This window comes from Paenarthrobacter sp. CAP02 (genome assembly GCF_040137855.1).
Taxonomy (GTDB): domain Bacteria; phylum Actinomycetota; class Actinomycetes; order Actinomycetales; family Micrococcaceae; genus Arthrobacter.
Genome location: NZ_JBEEII010000006.1, coordinates 275,195 through 297,881 on the forward strand (window position 1 = coordinate 275,195; position 22,687 = coordinate 297,881).

Sequence of the window (22,687 nt, forward strand, 5' to 3'; positions counted from 1 at the left end):
AAAAGGAGTTGGCGCGTTGGCAACTGGAACTCTTGCAAGCATCGGCGACGCCACCAGGAAATCGCTGGCTGATGTGGCCTATGAACGGCTGCGTGATCGACTCCTGATGCTCGAAATCAAACCCGGGGACATCCTCAACGATGAGCAACTCGCCAAGGAACTGGAAGTCGGGCGCACTCCTGTTCGGGAAGCCCTGAAGCGCTTGGAACTGGACCGCCTGGTGATTACCTACCCGCGGCGCGGAACATTCGCCACCCGTGTGGAGGTAACCGATCTTGCTTTCATCTCCGAAATTCGGGCGCAGCTGGAGCCCCTTGCCGCAGCCAGGGCGGCGCGCGTCGCGTCGGCTGCCACCCGGGACCAACTACGCAGCGTGATGCGGGCTGTGGAGGATTTCGATGTCAGCGCCGCCTCGGTAGTGGAGACGCTACGGCTCGACGCAAGCGTCCACCAGGGCATCTACGCGGCGGCTGCGAACCCGCACCTGGAAGACATCCTGATCCGTTACGACAACCTGGCTACGCGCATCTGGTGCATGGTGCTGGACCGCTTGCCGGATCTCGAACATCACGTCCGCGAGCATCTGGATCTCCTGAAAGCCGTGATCGACGGCAATGAAGATGAAGCTGCCGAGCTCGCCAGGGTCCACGTCAATGGATTCGAGCGCGCCGTCCGTCAGGCATTGTTCGCGGCTTAGGCCTCATCCTCGGGCCGGGCCGTGAGGATGTGCTGCGCCGTCCTCTGGAGGATGTCCAGCGACTCCTTGATCAGGGGCGAGCCGATGCTTCCCCTTCGCACCGCAGCGACGATGCGGCGTGCGGGCTTGCCCTTCCCGGTAATGCGTAACCGGACCACGTTTTCGGCACCGTGCAGGGGCGCCAGGCGGGGCAAAAGACCGACGCCAAGCCCCGCGCCTACAAACGCGATCTGGGTCTCCCATTCAACGGCCTCATGGGCGATCCGTGGCGTCACTCCGACCGCGGTGAAGGCCGCAGTGAACAGTGAGTGATACGTGGAGCCCGCCGCCTCGGTGATCCAGGGCTCCGATGCCAGTTCTTCCAGGGTCACCGTTGCGCGGGCCGCCAGCGGGTGGTCTGCCGGAATGATCACGTCCAGGGGGTCGTCAAGCAGGACCGTTTGCTCGAAGCGGGGATCGTCCTCGCCGTAGTTGTCGGACTGCATGGCAACAATGACCGCGAGGTCGATCCGCTCCGCCACCAGCAGGTCGAAGCAGCGTGAGGGGTTGGCCTCCAGTACCTGCACCTCCAGGAGGGGCCGTGTTGAGCGCAGCGTTGCGGCCAGCGGCGCGAGCAACTGGGCTGCCGCCGTCGAAAATCCGCCGAGGCCAAAGTGGGACTGGACCTGGTCGCCGGCCTTCATGGCAGCGGCCCGCAGGTTCTCCCAATCCGCGATCAGGGTGTCCGAGCCGGAGACGAGGAAGCGCCCTGTGGCCGTCAGGCGCACGCCCCTGCCGTCCTTGGTGAGCAGTTGCATCCCCAGCATGCGCTGGAGCTCGCGCAGCTGGGCGGAAACCGCGGAGGGAGAGTAGCCGGTGAGTTCCGCGGTGGCCCCAACTGTGCCGCAGCGGGCAAAAACCCGGAGGGTTATCAGCCGTGGATCGATCATGCACCCATCATGCACCGAATGTGCAGAGTTATCTCCTAAATATTGCGCTTTTGTTGCAGGTCGATGGTCCCTAATCTCGTACTACGAAGACTTCGACAACGCCCGGCGCAAAGAAGCACCGGCGGCATCCCCAAACACGTACTTATTTAGCCTCCCGGGAGGAACCCCATGACTGCTCCAGTGAACTCACCCCTCAAATCACGCGGGAAACTCGTTTCCACCTTGCCCGCCGAGCAGCTCGCTGAAATTTCGGAGCTGTTCGAGTTCCGCCGCCCGGGGTACTCCCTGGACGCCCCCTTCTACACGGACTCCACGATCTTCAAGATCGACATGGAAGCCATCTTCGGGCAGCACTGGATCTTTGCCGGTAGCGTTGCCGAGTTGCCGGAGCCCGGCGACTACATCACGGTGGATTACGGCCCCTACTCCCTGATCGTCCTGCGCAACGACGACGGCGGCGTCAACGTCCTGCACAACGTGTGCCGCCACCGCGGTGCCCGCGTCCTGACCGAGTCCACCGGGTCCACGGGAAACCTGGTGTGCGGCTACCACTCCTGGACCTACTCGCCCGAGGGCAACCTGATCCACGCATCGGCACCCGGCGAGGCCAAGTTCGACAAGAACTGTTTCGCCCTCAAGCGCGCCCACAGCCGCGAAGTGGCCGGACTCATCTTTGTTTGCATCGCCGACGAACCGCCCACCGACTTTGACGAGACCGCCAAGATCTTCGAGCCCTACCTGGCGCCCCACGATCTGTCCAAGACGAAGATTGCCTACCAGCAGAACATCATCGAAGAGGGCAACTGGAAGCTGGTCATGGAGAACAACCGTGAGTGCTACCACTGCGACGGCCACCCGGAACTCGCGTGCTCACTGTTCCCCACCTGGGGCCTCACTGAGGGCCTGATCCCGGCGCACCTCGAGGAAGTGTGGGACCGCAACAAGGAAGCACAGTCCTCCCTCGAGGAGCGCTGCCGCCGTTACGGCCTGCCCTACGAGGTGGTCGAGGAGCTCGACACCCGTATCGCCGGTATCCGCATCTCGCGTGAATCCCTGGACGGGGAGGGCGAATCGTTCTCGGCCGACGGCCGCCGGCTCTCCAAGAAGCTGCTCGGCGACCTGCCGGACTTCCGTCTGGGCCGCTGCTCGATGCACCTGCAGCCCAACAGCTGGTTCCACTTCCTGGGCGACCACGTGATCACGTTCGGCGTCTTCCCGATCAACGAACACCAGTCCCTGGTCCGCACCACCTGGCTGGTAGCGGATGATGCCGTAGAAGGCGTGGACTATGACCTGGACAAGCTGACCTACACCTGGAAGCAGACCAACCTGCAGGACAAGGCATTCGTGGAGCTCTGCCAGACAGGCGCCGGCAGCCCCGCCTACGAACCCGGCCCGTACATGAAGAGCGAGTACCAGGTTGAGGCCTTCATCAACTGGTACGTACAGCGCGTCCAGGAGCACCTGGCGTGATGGAACTCCTCACTGAGACGGCCATCCAGGAGCCCCAGCGCATCCGCGGCCTCGAGATGCCGTGGAACAGGGTGATGGGAAGTGCTGAGGCGCCAGCCCGTGCCGCCCGTGCGCTGGGTCCGTGGCATCCGCAGGAGTTCATGGCTGAATGCGTGGAGACCGTTCCTGAAGCGGGCGGACTCATGACCTTCGTATTCCGACGCTGCGATGGTGCGCCCTTGGCATTCCGCGCCGGGCAGTACGTCAACGTCGCGTTCCCGGTGAATGGCGAAGACCAGGATCCGGTGGACCGCAGTTACTCGCTGTCCAGTTCCCCCACCGAGCCCTGGACGTTCAGCATCAGCGTCAAGCGCGACGCCGGTGGGCTGGTTTCGCCGTGGGTGCATGAAAACGTCAAGCCCGGCACAGTGCTGGAGATGCTCGGTCCCGTGGGAGCCTTCCACCTGCCCGACGCCGACCGACGCGCCCGTTACCTGCTGCTGGCCGCCGGCGCAGGCATCACGCCGATCATGTCCATGGTGCGGACCATCCATTCGCTGCCCGGCCATGCCGACGTCGTTGTCCTTTACCACGGGGCGGAAGCTGGCGGCTTCGCCTTCCACCGGGAGCTGGCCTATATCGCCTCCGTGGACTCGCGGATCCGGGTTTTCTACTCCCTGGGCGACCGCAGCAAGCCCGACGGCTGGGAAGGCTTCACCGGGAGGCTGACGGCGGCCATGCTGGACCAGGTGGCCCCTGATGCCAACGGCAGGCAGGTGTACGCCTGCGGTCCGGAGGGTTACCTGAATACAGCCACGGAGCTCCTGAACAAGGTGGGCGTCGATGACACGTCCATTTACATGGAATTCTTTACCGGCGACCGCCAGACACTCCTGGAGTACCAGGCAGAGCTGGCGATTGCGGCTGACATTGCCGAGGAAATCGCGGATGAGATCGCCGATTCGGCCGAGGACTACTTTGAGAGCCAGCCGGCTGCCTTCGGTCTCTACGAGCCCGGATACGATGCCGACGGCACGATGGAAGCGTCCGGGCTCACCCTGGAAACCCTCGACGCCGGGGACGCGGCTTCCGAAGCGGACGACGGCGGTTCCGCCGCAGGTGCCGCGCCCGAGGCTGCAACACCTGATGCTTCGAGCTTTGACACGGTTGGAACGGGAAGCCTCACGTTGTCCTTCATGCGCACGGGCATCAACGTGCGGATCGACCCGACCGAGCACATCCTTGAGGTGGCCCAGCGCGCAGGTGTCAGGATCGGCGCGAATTGCAAGGAAGGCATGTGTGGTTCCTGCAAGGTGGTCAAGCTCTCGGGCGACATCGAGATGAACCACCAGGGCGGTATCCGGAAAAGGGAAATCGATGCCGGCAAGTTCCTGCCCTGCTGCTCCACTGCACAATCGGACTTGGTGATTGATGCCTGACCGTTCCAAGTTCGTGGCTCCGATGATGACCCCTCAGAGGATGCCCGACGCCAAGAGTTAATCTGCTTTCCTCTTCCGGGCAGCCGGAAGAGGGCTATAGTAGGCAAATAGGACATTCGCTGATGCAGCCCGGCGGCCCTTACTTCTCTAAGAAGAGGCCCCAAGAAATGACCGACACCCAAATTAGCCAATTCTTGCGCGACTCCGTGGTGTTCGAGGACGACACTGAGAAGGGCCTGGACTTTGACACACTCTACGGCCTGTACATCAGTTGGTGCGTTCTCGGCCGCAAAGTCCCCATTCCCGACTCCGCATTCAAGACAGCCGTTGCCCTTGAAGGATTGAAGCAGGTCAAGGAAAACGGCCAGCGGGTCTACCCGGGTATGAGCATGGTTGGCGCAGCAGCACGTGACTACGTGGTCAACTCCGTACCGATGTGGACCGAAACCGCCACCGACATTGCCGTGCAGGAAGTCATGGAGCAGGAAGACGTCGCTTCCATCGCCTGACCCCGGCTTAACAGCTCGAACAGCCCATGCCCCTAGGATTTGATAGGGGCATGGGCTGTTCCCATTTTCCGGTCGCCCACTGAGAGGAAAGATGTGAAGCCTTCCGTCGTTTGGTTCCGTGACGATCTCCGTGTGGCCGACAACCCGGCGTTACGTGCCGCCGTCGACGACGGTGAAGCCGTTGCGCTGTACGTCCTCGACGAAGAATCGCCCGGCATCCGCCCCCACGGTGGTGCCGCGAGGTGGTGGCTGCACCACTCGCTCACGGCGCTCCGGGAAGACCTTGCCAACCTTGGCATTCCTCTGCTGCTGCGCCGCGGATCGGCCGCTGAGGTTGTCCGGAAAACGACGACGGCGATCGGTGCCGGCGCGTTGTACTGGAACCGCCGTTACGGTTCCGCCGAGCGAACAGTCGACGCCGGCATCAAGTCGTGGGCGGGCGAGGCCGGACTGCACGTCTCAAGTTTTCAGGCCTCGCTGCTCCACGAGCCGTGGGAGGTCACCACTAAGACCGGTGGCCAGTACAAGGTCTTCACACCGTTTTGGCGGACGATTTCCGCGCAGGAATTCCGTGAGCCCCTGGCTGTTCCCCAGAAGGGCCATGGCTTCGGCGGCGAGCTGCCGGCCTACGATGACCTCGAATCGTGGTCCTTGCTGCCCAAAAAGCCCGACTGGGCCGGAGGGCTGGCGGAGATGTGGACGCCCGGGGCCGCCGCCGGGCACAAGCGCTTGGCGGCATTCGTGGACAAGGGACTTTCCAACTACAGCGAGGGCCGCAACCGTCCCGATACCGATGGCAGCAGCTGCCTGTCACCGTATCTGCGCTGGGGTGAGCTGAGCCCCTTCCAGGTGTGGCACGCACTGGGCTCCCGGCGCTCCGAAAGTGCTTCGATCTACGCGTCTGAGTTGGGGTGGCGGGAGTTCTGCTGGCACCAGTACTTCCACAATCCACACCTGGCCACGGCCAACCTGCGCACCGAATTTGACCGCTTCCCTTGGGCCTGGCCCGGCTCCAACGGCAGCGGCGGCAAGCACCCGGGCCACGAGTCCGCCCCTGAGGAGTTCCGCGCCTGGCAGAAGGGCCGCACCGGTTTCCCCATGGTTGACGCCGGGCAGAGGCAACTGTGGCACACCGGCTGGATGCACAACAGGGTCCGCATGGTTGCTGCCAGCTTCCTGGTGAAGAACCTTGGAATCCATTGGCAACTGGGGGAGCAGTGGTTCTGGGACACCCTGGTGGATGCCGACCCGGCGTCGAACCCCGCCAACTGGCAGTGGGTGGCCGGCTCCGGAGCGGACGCTTCCCCGTTCTTCCGGATCTTCAACCCGGAGGCCCAACGCGTCAAGTTCGATCCCCAGGGGAAGTACATTGCCCACTGGATTCCCGAGTTCGGCACGCCGGACTACCCGGACGGGATCGTGGATCTCAAGACCACCCGGGCGGAAGCGCTGGAGGCCTACAAGGGGATGAAGGAAGTCCACTAGGGGCGGCCACACCCGGAAAACGGCCCTCTGGAAATTAGTAGGAAGTCCGAGTATATTCGGGTTCAGAGATGACCTGGATCACAGTTGGTCACGTGTTCCCCGCCTGGGTCCCAGACCCGGAGGCACGGCAGTCATTCACGATGCAAAGGAGCATTCCACCATGGTGCGCGAGCTTTCACACTACGTAGACGGCCAGAGGATCGACGGGACGTCCGGCCGGTTCAGCGATGTCTACGATCCCTGCACGGGCGAAGTCCAGGCCCGGCTCCCGCTGGCCAGCGCTGGCGAGGTCCGCGACGCCGTCGCAAATGCCGAGAAGGGCCAGCTCGAATGGGCGGCCATGAACCCGCAACGCCGGGGACGCATCCTGCTCAAGTTCGTGGACCTGGTCAACGAAAACATGGATGAGCTGGCCAAGCTCCTGTCCTCCGAGCACGGCAAGACGTTCGCGGACGCCAAGGGCGATATCCAGCGCGGCATCGAGGTAGTGGAGTTCTCGGCAGGTGCTCCGCATCTGCTCAAGGGCGAGTTCTCGGACAACGCCGGCCAAGGGATCGATGTCCATTCGCTGCGCCAGCCATTGGGTGTGGTTGCGGGCATCACCCCCTTCAACTTCCCGGCAATGATTCCACTCTGGAAGTCCGGCCCGGCGCTCGCAGCCGGTAATGCGTTCATCCTTAAGCCGTCCGAGCGCGATCCTTCCGTGCCGCTGCGCCTGGCAGAGCTGTACAGCGAAGCAGGCGTTCCCAACGGCGTGTTCAACGTGATCAACGGCGACAAAGAAGCCGTGGACGCGCTGCTCGAGGATCCCCGCGTGAAGGCTATCGGCTTCGTGGGCTCCACGCCGATCGCCCAGTACATCTACGCCACGGCCGCGGCGCACGGCAAGCGGGCACAGTGCTTCGGCGGGGCCAAGAACCACATGGTGATCATGCCCGACGCCGACCTGGACATGGCAGCCGACGCCCTCATTGGTGCCGGGTACGGTTCCGCAGGGGAACGCTGCATGGCGATCTCCGTGGCGGTGCCGGTTGGGCAGGAAACCGCCGATGCGTTGGTGGCCAAACTGACTGAGCGCGTCAAGGACCTGAAGGTTGGCCACAGCCTGGACAAGGACTCGGACTTCGGGCCCGTGGTGGCTGCGTCCGCGAAGGAGAGGATCGAAGGTTACATCCAGTCCGGCGTGGACGAGGGCGCCACCTTGGTCACCGATGGTCGCGGCCTCACGGTGGACGGGTACGACGGCGGCTTCTGGGTTGGCCCCACACTCTTCGACAACGTCACCAAGGACATGAAAATCTACAAGGAAGAGATCTTCGGGCCCGTTCTCAGCGTGCTGCGGGCGGCTGACTACGACGAAGCGCTCAGGCTCTGCAGCGAGCACGAGTTCGGTAACGGCGTCGCAATCTTCACCCGCGACGGCGACTCCGCGCGCGACTTCGCCAGCCGCGTCGAGGTGGGCATGGTGGGCATCAACGTCCCCATTCCCGTGCCCATTGCCTACTACACCTTCGGCGGCTGGAAGGCCTCCGGCTTCGGTGACCTGAACCAGCACGGCGCCGACGCTTTCCGTTTCTACACCAAGACCAAGACCGTGACGTCGCGGTGGCCCTCCGGCATCCGCCAGGGCGCCAGCTTCGTGATGCCGGCAGGCAGCTGATGGGGTTGGCGGAGACGGAAGAAGACGTCCTGTTTGAGCGCCGTGGGCACCTCGGCATCGTCACGCTCAACCGCCCCAAGGCAGTCAACGCGTTGAATGCCGGGATGGTGAAGGCCATGCTCCAGCAGCTCACCGACTGGGCTGACGACGACGCCGTCGCCACAGTTTTGGTGCGCGGAGCCGGCGACCGCGGGTTGTGCGCCGGCGGCGACATCGTGGCCATCTACAAGGACATGCTCCACGGCGGGACGGAAACAGCAGCGTTCTGGGCCGACGAATACCGCCTGAACGCGCTGATCTCGCAGTATCCCAAGCCGTATGTCGCCTTCATGGACGGGCTGGTACTGGGCGGCGGGGTGGGTGTTTCGGCGCACGGTTCGGTGCGTGTGGTGACCGAACGGACCCGCACCGGTATGCCGGAAACCACCATTGGGTTCGTGCCCGACGTCGGCGGCACCCTGTTGCTGTCACGATCGCCGGGGGAGACCGGGACCCACGCGGCGCTGACAGGCGCGCACCTGTCCGGTGCGGACGCCCTGTTCCTTGGGCTCGCGGACCACTTCGTCCCGTCCGACAGTCTCCCCGCGCTGGCGGAAGCGCTCGAAAGCTCGACGGCGGCGGCCGCCGTCGAACGCTTCGCCCAAGCCGCTCCGGACTCGCCACTGGCGGCCCAGCAGGGGTGGATCGACGCAGCCTACGCCCATGACGACGCCGAAGAGATCGTCCGGAGCCTGCGCTCTGCGGGTGCTGAAGCTGCTGCCGCGGCGGACACCATCGAGGCGAAGTCGCCGACGTCGGTGAAGGTGGCGCTCGAGTCGCTGCGGCGGGTCCGGGGGTTGTCCCTCGAGGAAGCGCTGGACCAGGAGTACCGGGTGGGGCTTCGCTGCCTGGCTGGCCCCGACTTCCGCGAAGGCATCCGTGCGCAGGTGGTGGACAAGGACCGCAACCCGCAGTGGAAACCGCCGACTCTCGCAGAAGTCCAGCGGTCCGACGTCGAAAGCTACTTCGCGCCGCTTGGCGAACGCGAACTGGGGCTCGCCAGCGTGGCGGCCCAAGCGAAGTAGGCAGCAGTGAGCAGACAGTGTCCAGCAGCCATTTTGAAGGAGACGACATGACAGATAACGCAGAATCGGCAACGGGACGCATCGCTTTCCTGGGACTCGGCCATATGGGTGGGCCGATGGCTGCCAACCTGATCAAGGCCGGGCATGACGTCATCGGTTACGACCCGGTTCCGGCGGCCGTCGAGGCAGCTGCAGCACACGGCATACCCATGGCGGCCACCCCGGCGGAGGCCGTGGCGGAGGCCTCCGTGGTGTTGACCATGCTGCCCAGCGGGAAGCACGTCCTGGACGCTTACCGGGGTGTCGGAGGGCCCGGCTTGTTGGCCGTCGCACGCCCGGACACCCTGTTCCTGGACTGTTCAACCATCAACGTCGATGAGGCCCGCGAAGCTGCGGCGATCGCGGTGGAAGCCGGCCACCGTTCCGTGGATGCCCCGGTCTCCGGCGGTGTGGTGGGCGCCGAAGCGGGGACGCTGACCTTCATGGTGGGTGCGCTTGCCGAGGATTTCGAGACCGTGAAGCCCATTCTGGAGTTGATGGGAAAGAGGATTGTCCACTGTGGCGATCATGGTGCCGGGCAGGCTGCGAAAGTCTGCAACAACATGATCCTGGGGGTGTCCATGATTGCTGTTGCCGAGGCGTTCGTCCTGGGGGAGAAGCTGGGCCTGACGCATCAGGCGTTGTTCGATGTTGCTTCCAACGCGTCCGGGCAATGCTGGGCGCTGACCACCAACTGTCCCGTTCCCGGACCTGTCCCCACGAGCCCCGCCAACCGTGACTACCAACCCGGTTTCGCTGGAGCCTTGATGGCCAAGGACCTGCGGCTCGCTCTGAACGCGCTGGAAAGCACGGGCGTTGCCGCGGAAATGGGGCCACTGGCTTCCCGGATCTACGACGCCTTCGCGGCCGGGGAGGGTGCCGGCAGGGATTTCTCGGGCATCATCACCGATATCCGCGAAAAGTCTGTGTGAGAGTCTGGCCTGATGAGCATTAGCGAGAGGGAGCGCATGACGGAGCAGTACCAGAACATCGTGGTGGAACGGCAGGGACGGGTCGGGTTGGTGACCTTGAACCGGCCCTCGGCATTGAATGCGCTGAACACGGCACTCATGAACGAACTCGTTTCCGCGGTGCGGGACATGGACAGCGATCCCGATATCGGCGCCGTGGTGATTGCCGGCTCCATCAAGGCCTTCGCTGCCGGCGCCGACATCAAGGAAATGTCCTCCAAGAGCTACATGGAGATGTATGCCGCAGACTGGTTCCGGCACTGGGAGGACCTCACACGGCTGCGGATCCCGGTCATCGCCGCTGTATCCGGGTTTGCCCTGGGCGGGGGATGCGAGCTGGCCATGATGGCCGACTTCATCATCGCCGGAGACAATGCCAAGTTCGGCCAGCCGGAAATCAACCTGGGAGTAATCCCCGGCATGGGTGGCTCGCAGCGGCTGACACGCGCCGTGGGCAAAGCCAAGGCCATGGATATGGTCCTGACCGGCCGTTTCATGGATGCGGAGGAAGCCGAACGTTCCGGGCTGGTCTCGCGTGTCGTGCCCGCAGCCGAGGTGGTGGACGAAGCCCTGAAGGCAGCCGAGGCCATCGCATCCAAATCGAAGCCAGCTGCGATGGTTGCCAAGGAAGCGGTCAATGCGGCCTTCGAGATGGGCCTGGCCCAGGGAGTCGTGTTCGAACGCAGGGTGTTCCACTCGCTGTTCGCCACCGAGGACCAGAAGGAAGGCATGGCCGCGTTCAGCGAGAAGCGCCAGCCGGAATTCAAGCACCGGTAACCAGTGACTCCCCGTCGCCGGCCCGCTACTCCGTCGTTGGCCAACCACGGAGTAGCGGGCCGGCAACGTCCTCGGACGCCACAGGCGGGGCTGCCCGGTATTTGGGTGCAGCGTGGATAGACTCGGGGCACTTACGAATGGGGAGAGAACATGTCAACGGAGATCGTTCACACCGTGCCAGCTGATACGTCCTTGCAGCCGGTCAACCGCCAGGCCATCGTGGCCGCAGCCATGGCCGTGCTCGCGATCGTCGGCCTGTTCTTCGCCGGCATGGCTGTCATCGCGATCTTTGTCGTGGGTGCAGGCCACGTAGCCCTGAACCAGATACAGGAGCGTGGCGAACGGGGACGTGGGTTCGCCATTGCAGCCCTGGTTGTCGGCTACGGCATCGGAATCCTTTCCCTCGGCTCCGCGCTGATCTTCGCCGTCACCTCCGCAGCGTCCTAGCGCCGGCCGCCGAGGGGCGACCTTTCGGCACTCTCGTTGGGGGCTTTGGGGTGGGATGTCGCCCCTCACTGGGCGCTGACCTGACGCTAGTCCTCGGTGAAATCCCCGGCATCCCTGCGGAAGGTGCCCAGGACGCGGATGAGGTGATCGACGTCGTCGTCCCCGAAACCGGACTTGCCGAAAACCTCGGCGTTGAGCGCCGCCGTCGCCTTCTTCGCCAGACTGCGGCCATCAGCGGTGAGCTCGATCAGTGTGGTGCGGCCGTCGGTCGGGTGCGGTGAACGGGCCACCAGGGCGGCCTTTTCGAGACGGTCGACGGCGTTGGTCACCGACGTCGGGTGGACCTGCAGGAGTTCGCTGGCTTTGTTCATGGGCAGCGCGCCGCTCCGGGCGAAACTGAGCAGCGCCAGCAGCTCGTAGCGCGCGAAGGTCAGCCCGAAGGGCTTGAGGACCGTCTCGATGCGTGCCAGCAGGATTTGCTGGGTCCGCATGATCGCGGTGATGGCTGCCATGGGCGCGGCGACATCGCCCCAACCATGCCGTTCCCAGTTGCGCTGGGCATCGGCAATGGGATCGCGGGGGAGTGGGGTGCCCATAGGCCTCCTTCGGTTGCTTGGTTGGCTAGTCTTTCAGATTCGGGAACTCTTCCTCGGTGTACTCCACGCCCAAACCTGCCGGCAGCGGACCGTCGCCATGCCGGGCCACTTCCGTCCCGCGCAGCTCCACACGGCGGATCTTGCCCGAGATTGTTTTGGGCAGCTCACCGAATTCGAGTCGTCGGATGCGCTTGAACGGGGCCAGATGCTCGCGGCAGTAGCGGAGGATGTCCTCTGCGACGCCGGGGCCGGGTTCGTAGCCGGCCGCCAGGACCACAAAAGCCTTCGGAACCGATAGCTTTACCGCGTCAGGTGAAGGCACGACGGCGGCCTCCGCCACTGCGGGGTGCTCGATCAGGACGCTTTCGAGTTCGAAAGGCGACAGACGGTAGTCCGAAGACTTGAAGACATCATCGTCCCGGCCGACGTAGGTGATGACGCCGTCCGCGTCCCGGCTGGCCATGTCGCCGGTGTGATAGTAGCCGTCACGGAAGGCTTCGGCGGTTTTCGCTTCGTCCCCGAAGTAGCTTTTCATGAGCCCCACGGGCCGGGGGTCCAAACGCAGGCAGAGTTCGCCGTCGTCGGCTTCCTGCCCGGTGACCGGGTCAACCAGCACCACGTCGTAGCCGGGCAGCGGCCGTCCCATGGAACCGATCTTGACTGCCTGGGCAGGCGTATTGGCGATTTGGACCGTGGACTCCGTTTGGCCGAAACCGTCGCGGATGGTCACGCCCCAGGCCTTTTCCACCTGGCCAATCACTTCGGCGTTCAGGGGCTCGCCAGCCGAAACCACCTTGCTGGGCGGGTTGGTGAGCTGCGTGAGGTCGGCTTGGATGAGCATCCGCCACACCGTTGGGGGAGCGCAGAAACTCGTGACGCCCTCGCGGCCCATCTGGTTCATGAGGGCCGCAGCGTCGAAGCGGTCGTAGTTGTAGATGAAGACGCAGGCCTCGGCAATCCATGGCGTGAAGACATTGGACCAGGCGTGCTTGGCCCAGCCTGGGGATGCGACGTTGAGGTGGACATCGCCGGGTTCAAGGCCGATCCAGTACATGGTGGACAGATGGCCCACCGGGTAAGAGGTGTGCGTGTGCTCCACCAGCTTGGCCCGCGAGGTGGTGCCGGAGGTGAAGTAGAGGAGCAGCGTTTCATCGGCGCGGGTGGGGGCGTCGGGCGTGAAGCCGGTGTCGGCGTCGTACGAGTCAGCGTACTGTTTGGCCTGCCCGTTGCTGCCTTCCGCGCCGACCTCGATCAGGGTGTAATCACCCTGTACGGATTCGAACTTGCCGATGTTTGCGCTTCCGACGGCGACCCAGGCCGCCCCGCCGCGCTCCACCCGGTCCTGGAGGTCGCGGGCGCCCATGAGGGTGGTGGTGGGGATCATGACGATGCCCAGCTTGATGCCGGCCAACATGAGTTCCCAGAGTTCCACCTGGTTGCCGAGCATGATGATCATATGGTCGCCGCGCTTGACCCCCTGGCTCCGAAGCCAGTTGGCGACCTGGGAGGACCGCTCCGACAGATCGCGGTAGGTGCGCCGTGTTGAACTGCCGTCCTGTTCCACGATCACCAATGCCGGCTTGGAGCCCCTGGCCTCATCTGCAGCGATGTGGTCGAACCAGTCGAGGGCGAAGTTGAAGTATTCAAAGCGTGGCCACTGGAATTCTGCGTGCGCCAGCTTGTAGTCCTCGCGCAGCTCCAGCAGCCGGTCGCGGGCCGCACGGAAGTCTTCTGTGACTGTCATAGTCCGCCTTTCGCCTTGGGGTTGGCCTGGCGTCCTCGCCACAGCCCCCGCCTAGTGATCCACATCACCTTGCAATATACTAGGACATCCAAGGGTTTGGAAGAGCCTGCACGGGACATGACGAAGGGGTCCAATGCTCGACGAAAAAGCTGCCGGCACCACCACGAATGGCACGGCACCACAACACGTCCTCCCTCCCTATCCGGAGGCGGACCTGATGCACGTCATCGATCTCCTGCCCGAGGAGGAGCGCACGCGGTACCTCGAAATCCGGGAATTCCTGCAGGCGTGCATCCGCTCGGCCAGCATCGACTACTGGAACCGCGAGGAATTCCCCTTCGGGTTACTCGCAGATATGGCCAAGTTCGGGCTCGGCGGGCTTCAGACCGACGGTTCCACCAAGCTCTTCAAGGGCCTTATGTACACCGAAATCGCCCGGGCCGACGTATCCCTCTCGGCCCTGGTGGGAATCCACAACGAACTCATCGTGGGCATGATCAACGAGCTCGGCTCTGACGAGCAAAAGCAGAAGTGGCTGCCGGGCCTCGAAGCCTTCACCCAGTTGGGTGCCTTCGCGCTCACCGAACCGGACCACGGATCGGACATTGCCGGAGGACTCTCGACGACGGCGCGGCGCGAGGGCGGCGAATGGGTCATCAACGGTGCCAAGCGCTGGATCGGGGCAGGCACCATTGCGGACTTCGCGCTGGTCTGGGCCCGTGACGAGGACGACGGGCACATCAAGGGTTTCATCGTGGAAAGTGACCGGGCCGGCTTCACAGCCTCCAAGATTTCGAACAAGATCGGCCTTCGCATCATGCAGAATGCGGACATCGTGCTGGATGATGTCCGCATTCCTGAATCGAATCTCCTTCCCGGGGCCTCCGAATTTTCCCGGGCCAATGACCTCTTGCGTGATTCCCGGGCCTGGGTTGGCTGGCAGGCCGCGGGAATCCAGCTGGCTGCCTTCGACATTGCCCGCGCCTACGCGCTGGAACGCCAGCAGTTCGGCAAGGAACTGGCACGTTTTCAGTTGGTGCAACAGCAGCTCGCGGACATCCTGGGCAACGCCAACGCTTCACTGTCCATGATGGTGGAACTGGCCCGGATCCAGCAGGCCGGCAAGCTCGAAATGGTCCAGGCCGCCATGTGCAAAGCCACCACCACCCGGCTGGCACGCTCCTCCGTAGCCATGGGCCGGTCCTTGCTGGGCGGGAACGGAATCACCACGGATTACGAGATGGGCAAGCTCTTCGGAGACGCCGAGATCCTCTACACGTACGAGGGCAGCTACGAGATCAACTCCCTCATTGTTGCCCGGGCCGTGACAGGAAAATCGGCGTTCGTCTGAGGTTGACTGCTAGGAATTTTGGGCGGCCACCAACCCGGGGTCCGGGTCCGGGGATGTGGACGACGATGCGGATGTGGACGGCGATGGCGCGGCGGCAGCGTGTTCGGCCAGCACGCCAGTCCGGTGCCTGATGCGGAGGCGGTAAAGCAGTGTTCCGCCGATGACGACTGCCGCGACGAACATGACACCGCCCCATTGCAGGTACCACTCAAAGGGCGGCACCGAGTTGTAGATCTCCGGCCGTGGCCACACCAGGTTCAGTGTCATGGCGCCGCCCCAGAGCACCGCGAGGATGTTCACGGGCAGTCCCCATTTGCCGAGGCTGAATCCGGGTTCCGATCCGTCGTCCTTCAGGGGCCACTTCTTGAGGAACCGGCGCCGCAGCATAGGCACGGTAACCAGCAGGTAGGAGAGGTAGATCAGCACGATGCTGATGCTGGAGAGGATGGTGAAGATGGCTGGCTGGGAGATGTTGACCAGCAGGGGAATCACTGCCACCACGCCGATGACGATAGCCGCCACGGTAGGCGTCTTCCGGGTGGGGTGAACCTTGCTGAGCTGGCGGCTGAAGGGAAGGTTGTTGTCCCTGGCCATGGCAAACATCATCCGGATGGCAGCCGCGTGGACGGCCAGCGTGCACACCACTACAGCCACGACGATGCACGCCAGGAACGCCTTGCCGAAGGGTCCGCCGAGCACCGACAGCACAATGTATTGCAGCCCGCCGTCAGCAGCCCCAATCTTCGGGTCGGAGAGGTCCGGCGCGGCCAGTATCCCGCCCAGCAGGAGCAGCCCGCCCAGAAGGAAGGACGCCGTGACAGCGCGCAGGATGGCCTTGGGCGCCGTCTTCTTGGGGTCCTTAGTTTCTTCGCCCAGTGAGCTCGCCGTGTCGAATCCGTACATGACATAACCGGAGGCCATGGCGGCGATCAGGAACACTCCGAAGAAGCCCAGGGGTTGCCCTTCGCCGAACCCGGCCGTGTCCAGGAGGACTTCCGGGCCCCGCACGGCATGCCACAAAAGGGCCACGATCAGCAGGACCGCCGCGACCAGTTCCACGAACACGCCCACGCTGTTGATCATGGTCATGAGCTTCACCCCGAACGCGTTGATGAGCGTGGAGATGCCGATCATGATGCTTGCCAGGATCACCCCGTTCACCGCGAAGTCGTAAGGGCCGGTTCCATCGCCCACCATCTGGAAGCCACTCCAGATCTGCGGCAAGGTGATTTGGAGGGCCAAAGCAACGGAGCCCAGGGCCATGATGGAGGAGAGCAGCAACAACCAGCCCGCCAACCAGGCCCACGTTCCGGTTGAAAGCCTCTTGGCCCAGTTGTAGACCGATCCAGCCACCGGATAACGTCCGGCCAGTTCGGCAAAACACAAGGCGACCATTAGCTGGCCGACGAAGACGATGGGCCACGACCAGGCGTAGGCAGGTCCCGCCGTCGAAAATCCGAAGTAGAACAGTTGGAAAACGCCGGTGAGGATGGAGACATAACTGACGCCGGCCGCGAAGCTGGCAAACTTACCGATGCTGCGGTCAAGGGTTTGGGCATAGCCAAACTCGTCCATACCGCTTGCATCGCTCTTGCAGGGTCCTGATTTGCTGGGTTCTGACATGCGAACTCCTAGTTCAGACGTGCATTAATGGTGATTACCTGCGTCCGCCGTTGGCCGCAGTCGAAATCAAAAACCGGGCACCACTTTGTGCCTCCGGCTGTTTCCCCCATTGTTTGTTGCGTGGGTCTTAAAGCAGGGCGCCTGTTCAGGCGACAGAAAAGCTGAAGTCGGCTTCCGCCGTCGTGGGTTCCTCCGTCCGGTTGTCGTTGATGAGGTCTGACTTGATGAGATCGGCACAGCGCTCGCCGATCATCATGACAGTGATGTTCGGGTTGACGGTGACGTGTTCGGGCATGACGGAGGCGTCGGCCACGCGCAGCCCGATAACGCCCTTGACCCGCAGTTCGGGATCCAGGGGCGACATCTTGTCCTCCACCGGTCCCATCCGGACGGTACCGACAGGGTGGTAGACGGTGTTGTGGGTTTTGCGGATGTAGTCCTGGAGTTCCTCGTCCGTCTGCGCCTCGATGCCGGGGGAGAGCTCACGTCCGGTCCACTCAGCCATGGCCGGCTGCGCCGCGATTTCCCGGGCCTTGCGGATGCCGGCCACCATGACGCGCATGTCGTGGCCCTCCGGATCGGTGAAGTAGCGGGGGTCCACCATGGGCTTGTCGCGGAAGTCCCGGCTACGCAGTCGGACTGTCCCGCGGGAACGGGCGTGCGTGACGTTAGGGGTGAGGCTGAAGCCGTTCTCCGTGGTGGGGTAGCCATAGCGCAGGGTGTTCATGTCGAAGGGCACGGAACCGTAGTGCATCATCAGATCGGGGCGGTCCAGGCCCTCCTCCGTGGGTGTGAAAATGCCGATCTCCCACCACTGCGTGGAGGTCTGCACCATGGGCTGCTTGGCCTCATACTGCACCACGCCTTCCGGATGGTCCTGCAGGTGCTCGCCCACGCCGGGGGAATCCACCAGGACCTCGATGCCATGCGCGGCCAGGTGTTCTGCCGGGCCGATGCCGGAGAGCATGAGCAGCTTGGGGGAATCAATGGCACCGGTGGACAGGATGACCTCGCGTCGCGCGTCCAGCCTGTGCGTCCGGCCGAAAGCGGAGTCGACCACATCGACGCCGGTGCAGCGCTTGTCCGCGTCGAACACCAGCTGGCGGGCCCGCAGGCCGGTCAGCAGCGTGAAGTTTTCACGATCGACGATGGGGTGGATGTAGGAGACCGAGCTGGAGGAGCGGGTCCCGTCAGAGCGGCGGTTGATCTGGAAGAAGTTGGCGCCGTTGATCACGGTGTTGCCGTCATTGAACTTTGCGCGGGGAATGCCCGCCTGCTCGCAGGCATCCAGAAGCGCCACCCCGGCGGGATCGCTCGGAGGAACGTTCATCAAGTGGACCGGGCCGTTGTTGCCGTGGTGTGGTGCTTCCGGTCCGGCGTCTTCGTTGCTTTCCAGGCGCTGGTACAAAGGCCAGGCGGCAGCAGCATTCCAGCCGGTTGCTCCGTACTTTGACTCCCATTCGTCCAGGTCCTCGCGGGGAGCCCAGAAAGCGATGCAGGAGTTGTGGCTGGAGCAGCCCCCCATGACCTTGGCGCGGGCATGGCGCATGAAGGAGTTGCCGTTCTCCTGGGGTTCGATCGGGTAGTCCCAGTCGTAGCCGGATTCCAGCAGTTCCATCCAGCGGTCCAGCTGCAGGATCTCGGGGATGTTGCGGTCATCCGGGCCGGCTTCCACCAGGGCCACGGTGACCGCGGGGTCCTCGCTCAACCGGGCGGCGACGGCAGCCCCGGCAGATCCTCCGCCAATGACGACGTAATCGAACCCGCGGTTGCCCAGGCTCTCTATGTTGTCGACGTGCATCTAGTTCTCCTTGCCGTGGTCTGCGAACCAGCCGGTCACCTGGGGGCTGGTGTTCTGGTAGATGTGCTTGGCTTCCTGGTACTCGCCCAGACCGGTGGGGCCGAGTTCACGGCCGACGCCGGACTGGCCGAAGCCGCCCCATTCGGCCTGCGGAAGGTAAGGGTGGTAGTCGTTGATCCAGATCGTGCCGTGCCGCAGGCGGCCCGCTACGCGCTGGGCCTTGCCGGCATCCTGGGTCCAGACTGCGCCCGCCAACCCGTAGATGGTGTCGTTGGCGGTGGCCACGGCTTCGTCCTCGGTGCGGAAGGTTTCCACTGTCACTACCGGTCCAAAAGCTTCGTCGATCACAACGGACATTCCCCTGGTCACGCGGTCCAGGACGGTGGGCTGGTAGTAGAAACCGGCGTCGAACTGTTCGCCTTCAGGGGCCGCGCCGCCGCACCGCAGCCGCGCACCTTCGGCCACGCCGCGCTTGACGTAAGCGTCCACTTTCTCGCGGTGGGCCGCAGAGATCAGGGGTCCGGTTTCGGCGGACTCGTCGAACGGTCCGCCAAGGCGGATGGCATTGGCCTTCCGGACCAGCTCATCGACGAAGCGCTCGGCGATGGATTCCTCCACCACCAGCCGCGCCCCGGCGGAGCAGACCTGGCCTGAGTGCACAAAGGCACCGTTCAGCGCATTGTCGACGGCGGCGTCGAAGTCAGCGTCAGCGAAGACGACGTTGGGGTTCTTGCCGCCGAGTTCCAGCGCCACCTTCTTCACGGTGCCGGCTGCGGCCGCGGCAATGCGCTTGCCGGTTTCCAGGCCACCGGTGAAGGAGACCAGATCAATGTCGGGGTGCTCGGAAAGGGGTGCGCCCGCTTTTACTCCCGGACCGGTCAGCAGGTTGGCGACGCCGTCCGGCAGGCCCAGGTCCTTCAGCAACTGCATGGTGAGGATTGCGGTGGACGGGGTCAGCTCGGCGGGCTTCAGGACGAAAGTGCAGCCGGCGGCCAGCGCAGGAGCGATCTTCCAGGCGGCCTGCAGCAGCGGGTAGTTCCACGGCGTGATCAGGCCGCACACTCCAACAGGTTCGTAGACGATTCTGCTGACGACGGCGGGGTCCCCGGCATCGACCACCCGGCCCGCCGACTGCCCCGCCAGGCGCCCGAAATATTCGAAGCACGCGGCGATGTCATCCATGTCGATGCGGCTTTCGACGATGCGCTTGCCGGTGTCCAGCGATTCGGCACGGGCGAACTTCTCGCGGCGTTCGCGCAGTTCTGCGGCGACCTTGAGCAGGAACGCTCCCCGTTCGGGAGCCGGGACGGAGGACCAGACGCCGGAGTCGAAGGCAGCCCGGGCTGCGGCGATGGCGCGCTCGGCATCTTCGCGGCCGGCTTCGGACACCGTGGCGACCAGTTCGCCGTCGGCCGGATTGTGGATCTCGCGCACCGTGCCGGACGCTGCCGGCTCCCACCGGCCGTTGATGAAGAGGGTGGAGGCGGAATCGGAAAATGTGGCTTGGGTCATACGGAGCAGGCTAATGCATCTTGAACACCTGTTCAAGGAAAATATGAACATCTGTTCAAAGTGACACTTCAGTATGCGTTGATGCTGATGTTGTTGCTGATTTCGGGAAGGGTGGATTTGAGGGTCTCGAGTGTGGGGCAAAGTGCTTCGACCTTGACAGTGACCGCCGGCTTGCTGAAGGTTCGTACTGCGGTATAGCCGTAGGAGTCGCCCGATGTGTAGGTCAGCGACAGCATGTCCACTCCATGATTGCCCGCCATGCCGTAGCCCAGGCTCGCATCCTTGACGTTTGCGGCCAGGTCCTTCTTGCCGGGGATGAGGATGGCGAGAACCTTCAGGGTTGATGCCCTGTCGTCACCGGGCACCAGATCGGAGGGTTGGTTGCGCACCTGGAGCGTTCGCACTTTGCATCGCGTGTTATCGGAGGTGAAGGTCATCATCCCGTCCGTAGCCATGCGGCTGTAGTCGGCCTGCCAACCGGCGCTGGGATCCGTCAGGGAGCTGGCAATGTCGGGAGTGTGTCCACCGTTTTCATCCCCCAGGATTCTGTTGCCGTTGTCCCAGGTGAGATTTTCAGTGGCCGGGTCGAGCTTTCCCCCGGAGCCCGAGCCGAGGCCGGAGCCTGAGTCGCCGGCAGTCGCCTCCGCCTGAGGGGAGGCTGCTGTGTCGCTGCGGTCGGGGCTCTGTGATGGCATAGAGCTCGTGGCGGCTGCCTCGGTGGGGGTGGGTGCGGCGGACGCACAGCTACCCAGGGCTGTGGTGACAAGAATGGCTGCGGCTACCGCAACTAATGTCTTTCGGGATGAACTTCTGGTCTTCATCATGATCCTTTACTACTGAAGGTGCCGGGCCAAGCGTTGGTCTTCGAAAGTATATATCTATCAATTGGATTAACTGACCATTCGGGTCACCCATCCCCGCTCCCGCCCGCTACGAACCACTGTCATGAAAAAGCTCGGACTCCGGACCAAAGGCCCCCAAACCATGGCCGCGCTGGCAGGCGTGGTGTCGGCCGCCGTCGTACTCGCTGTTGCGGAACTGATCGGCGCCTTCTTCACCGCCAGGGCAACGCCGGTGTTCGCCCTTGGGTCCACGTTCATCGACTTCACGCCCCCGTGGATGAAGGACTTCGCGATCGCTACGTTCGGCACCAACGACAAGGCCGCCCTGTTCGTCGGCATGGGCCTGACCATCGCCCTGCTGGCCTGCGTCCTGGGCATAGTGGCCTACCGGAAGTGGGCCCTCGGGGTCCTGGGTGTGCTGTTCATGGGGACGGTAATAGTGGCTTGCGTCGTGACCCGCGCAGGTGTGGGTCCCGTCGATGCCATCCCTTCCGTCCTGGGAACGATCGCCGGCCTCTTCGTCCTGCGTCGGCTCATGGTGCCGCTGTGGGGACTGAAGGCGTGGCCGGAAGCTCCTTCTGACATAGCTTCCGACGCCGATAGCCGGGTTGGGGGCGCCGGCACCAGCCGCCGTCGTTTCTTCGCGACGGCGGGGGTTGCCGCAGTCGCGGCAGGAATAGCGGCAACCGGTGGCAGGCTTCTGAGCGCCGCGCGCAACAACGTTGCGCAGGCCCGGGACGCCCTCCGCCTCCCGGCGCCGGTCAAGGCCGCCGCCCCCGTGCCCGCCGGGGTCCAGTCCCCGGTTCCGGGAGTCTTTCCCTGGCTGACGCCGAACAACGAGTTCTACCGCATTGACACGGCCCTGAGTGTCCCGGAGATCAACGTCAAAGATTGGTCACTCCGGGTGCACGGAATGGTGGAACAGGAGGTCACCCTGACTTTCCAGGACCTGCTGGACGCGGACCTGATTGAATCCCACGTCACCCTGACCTGCGTCTCCAACCCTGTGGGTGGCAAGTTGGCCGGCAACGCCAAGTGGTTGGGCTTCCCCATTCGCGAAGTCCTGAAGAGGGCCAAGCCGAAGGAGGGCGCGGACATGGTGCTCTCAAAGTCCATTGACGGCTTTAGCGCCTCCACTCCGCTGGATGTCCTGCAGGACGACCGTGACGCCATGCTGGCCATCGGAATGAACGGTGAGCCCTTGCCGGTGGAACATGGATACCCCGTGCGCATGGTGGTTCCGGGGCTGTATGGCTTCGTTTCCGCGACCAAATGGGTGGTGGATCTGGAAGTCACCCGCTTCGCGGACAGCAAGGCTTACTGGACTGAGCGCGGATGGTCGGAACGTGGGCCCATCAAAACCATGGCACGTGTGGACGTACCGAAGTCCTTCGCGAAGTTCCCGCCAGGGAAGGTAGCTGTGGGTGGCACCGCTTGGGCCCAGACGCGCGGCATCACCAAGGTGGAAGTGCAGATCGACGACGGCGAATGGGTGGAGGCAACCCTCTCCACCGAAGCCTCCACGGTAACTTGGCGTCAGTGGTCCTACGAATGGGATGCCACACCCGGCATCCACTACGTCAAAGCACGTGCCACCGACGGAACCGGTGAAACCCAGACGGAAAAGCGCGCCGATCCGGTGCCCGATGGAGCCTCGGGCTGGCCGTCGGTGATGGTGACGGTGGAGTAGTCCGGGCATCCGGTTCCCGGTGGGGGTTGACGGGTTACTTGCATTTTGCAAGTATGGGC

Annotated in this window: 19 protein-coding genes; 12 read left to right on the forward strand and 7 right to left on the reverse strand. The window is 63.9% G+C overall.

Features of this window, described 5'->3' with window-relative positions:
* Positions 1-16 precede the first annotated feature (16 nt).
* Complete coding sequence (locus tag ABHM97_RS12965; protein WP_349471013.1) at positions 17-697, forward strand: GntR family transcriptional regulator; 681 nt, start codon at positions 17-19, stop codon at positions 695-697.
* Here ABHM97_RS12965 and ABHM97_RS12970 read toward each other — a convergent pair.
* Positions 694-1,626 carry a LysR family transcriptional regulator gene (locus ABHM97_RS12970; RefSeq protein WP_349471016.1) on the reverse strand — a complete coding sequence of 311 codons (933 nt, stop codon included), beginning with the start codon at positions 1,624-1,626 and terminating at the stop codon, positions 694-696. The genes ABHM97_RS12965 and ABHM97_RS12970 overlap by 4 nt on opposite strands.
* A gap of 168 nt (positions 1,627-1,794) precedes the next feature.
* Here ABHM97_RS12970 and ABHM97_RS12975 point away from each other — a divergent pair, with 168 nt between their 5' ends.
* The 9 genes from ABHM97_RS12975 to ABHM97_RS13015 all read left to right on the forward strand — a co-directional run bounded on the left by ABHM97_RS12975 (position 1,795) and on the right by ABHM97_RS13015 (position 11,469).
* Positions 1,795-3,099: an aromatic ring-hydroxylating oxygenase subunit alpha gene (locus ABHM97_RS12975; RefSeq protein ID WP_235521399.1), complete on the forward strand. Its 1,305-nt coding sequence runs from the start codon at positions 1,795-1,797 to the stop codon at positions 3,097-3,099.
* Entirely contained in the window at positions 3,096-4,517 is a 1,422-nt protein-coding gene (locus tag ABHM97_RS12980) for a ferredoxin reductase (protein ID WP_349471018.1), read from the forward strand. Before ABHM97_RS12975 ends, ABHM97_RS12980 begins: the two co-directional genes overlap by 4 nt.
* 167 nt (positions 4,518-4,684) lie before the next feature.
* On the forward strand, positions 4,685-5,026 hold the full coding sequence (locus ABHM97_RS12985; RefSeq protein WP_349471020.1) for a hypothetical protein: 342 nt from the start codon (positions 4,685-4,687) through the stop codon (positions 5,024-5,026).
* Between the two features lie 93 nt (positions 5,027-5,119).
* Entirely contained in the window at positions 5,120-6,511 is a 1,392-nt protein-coding gene (locus ABHM97_RS12990) for a cryptochrome/photolyase family protein (RefSeq protein WP_349471022.1), read from the forward strand.
* A 160-nt stretch (positions 6,512-6,671) separates the two neighbouring features.
* The gene (locus ABHM97_RS12995) at positions 6,672-8,171 is read left to right on the forward strand and encodes a CoA-acylating methylmalonate-semialdehyde dehydrogenase (protein ID WP_257370104.1); all 1,500 of its coding nucleotides are present in this window, start codon (positions 6,672-6,674) and stop codon (positions 8,169-8,171) included.
* Complete coding sequence (locus ABHM97_RS13000; protein WP_349471024.1) at positions 8,171-9,235, forward strand: enoyl-CoA hydratase/isomerase family protein; 1,065 nt, start codon at positions 8,171-8,173, stop codon at positions 9,233-9,235. The genes ABHM97_RS12995 and ABHM97_RS13000 overlap by 1 nt, the downstream gene beginning before the upstream one ends.
* 47 nt (positions 9,236-9,282) lie before the next feature.
* Complete coding sequence (gene mmsB / locus ABHM97_RS13005) at positions 9,283-10,206, forward strand: 3-hydroxyisobutyrate dehydrogenase (protein WP_349471026.1); 924 nt, start codon at positions 9,283-9,285, stop codon at positions 10,204-10,206.
* A 36-nt stretch (positions 10,207-10,242) separates the two neighbouring features.
* The gene (locus ABHM97_RS13010; protein ID WP_349471087.1) at positions 10,243-11,022 is read left to right on the forward strand and encodes an enoyl-CoA hydratase; all 780 of its coding nucleotides are present in this window, start codon (positions 10,243-10,245) and stop codon (positions 11,020-11,022) included.
* A 150-nt stretch (positions 11,023-11,172) separates the two neighbouring features.
* Complete coding sequence (locus tag ABHM97_RS13015; protein WP_349471028.1) at positions 11,173-11,469, forward strand: DUF4190 domain-containing protein; 297 nt, start codon at positions 11,173-11,175, stop codon at positions 11,467-11,469.
* 86 nt (positions 11,470-11,555) lie between these two features.
* On the opposite strand, the gene ABHM97_RS13020 is transcribed toward ABHM97_RS13015, so the two are convergent.
* Entirely contained in the window at positions 11,556-12,065 is a 510-nt protein-coding gene (locus tag ABHM97_RS13020) for a MarR family winged helix-turn-helix transcriptional regulator (protein WP_349471030.1), read from the reverse strand.
* Between the two features lie 25 nt (positions 12,066-12,090).
* A complete protein-coding gene (locus ABHM97_RS13025; RefSeq protein ID WP_349471032.1) occupies positions 12,091-13,809 on the reverse strand; it encodes an AMP-binding protein in 1,719 nt (572 codons plus the stop codon).
* A 133-nt stretch (positions 13,810-13,942) separates the two neighbouring features.
* Here ABHM97_RS13025 and ABHM97_RS13030 point away from each other — a divergent pair, with 133 nt between their 5' ends.
* Positions 13,943-15,160, forward strand: coding sequence for an acyl-CoA dehydrogenase family protein (locus ABHM97_RS13030; protein WP_349471034.1), 1,218 nt, complete (start codon positions 13,943-13,945; stop codon positions 15,158-15,160).
* A 9-nt stretch (positions 15,161-15,169) separates the two neighbouring features.
* Here the strand turns inward: ABHM97_RS13030 and ABHM97_RS13035 are convergent, their stop codons facing one another.
* The 4 genes from ABHM97_RS13035 to ABHM97_RS13050 form a co-directional block, all read right to left on the reverse strand.
* Complete coding sequence (locus ABHM97_RS13035) at positions 15,170-16,783, reverse strand: APC family permease (protein WP_349471036.1); 1,614 nt, start codon at positions 16,781-16,783, stop codon at positions 15,170-15,172.
* A gap of 145 nt (positions 16,784-16,928) precedes the next feature.
* Positions 16,929-18,584, reverse strand: coding sequence for a GMC family oxidoreductase (locus tag ABHM97_RS13040; protein ID WP_349471038.1), 1,656 nt, complete (start codon positions 18,582-18,584; stop codon positions 16,929-16,931).
* Complete coding sequence (locus ABHM97_RS13045; protein ID WP_349471039.1) at positions 18,585-20,096, reverse strand: aldehyde dehydrogenase family protein; 1,512 nt, start codon at positions 20,094-20,096, stop codon at positions 18,585-18,587. It lies immediately after the preceding gene.
* Between the two features lie 68 nt (positions 20,097-20,164).
* Complete coding sequence (locus ABHM97_RS13050; protein WP_349471041.1) at positions 20,165-20,920, reverse strand: hypothetical protein; 756 nt, start codon at positions 20,918-20,920, stop codon at positions 20,165-20,167.
* Between the two features lie 121 nt (positions 20,921-21,041).
* Here ABHM97_RS13050 and ABHM97_RS13055 point away from each other — a divergent pair, with 121 nt between their 5' ends.
* Positions 21,042-22,628, forward strand: a complete 1,587-nt coding sequence (locus ABHM97_RS13055; protein ID WP_349471043.1) for a molybdopterin-dependent oxidoreductase — start codon at positions 21,042-21,044, stop codon at positions 22,626-22,628.
* Positions 22,629-22,687: the final 59 nt, after the last annotated feature.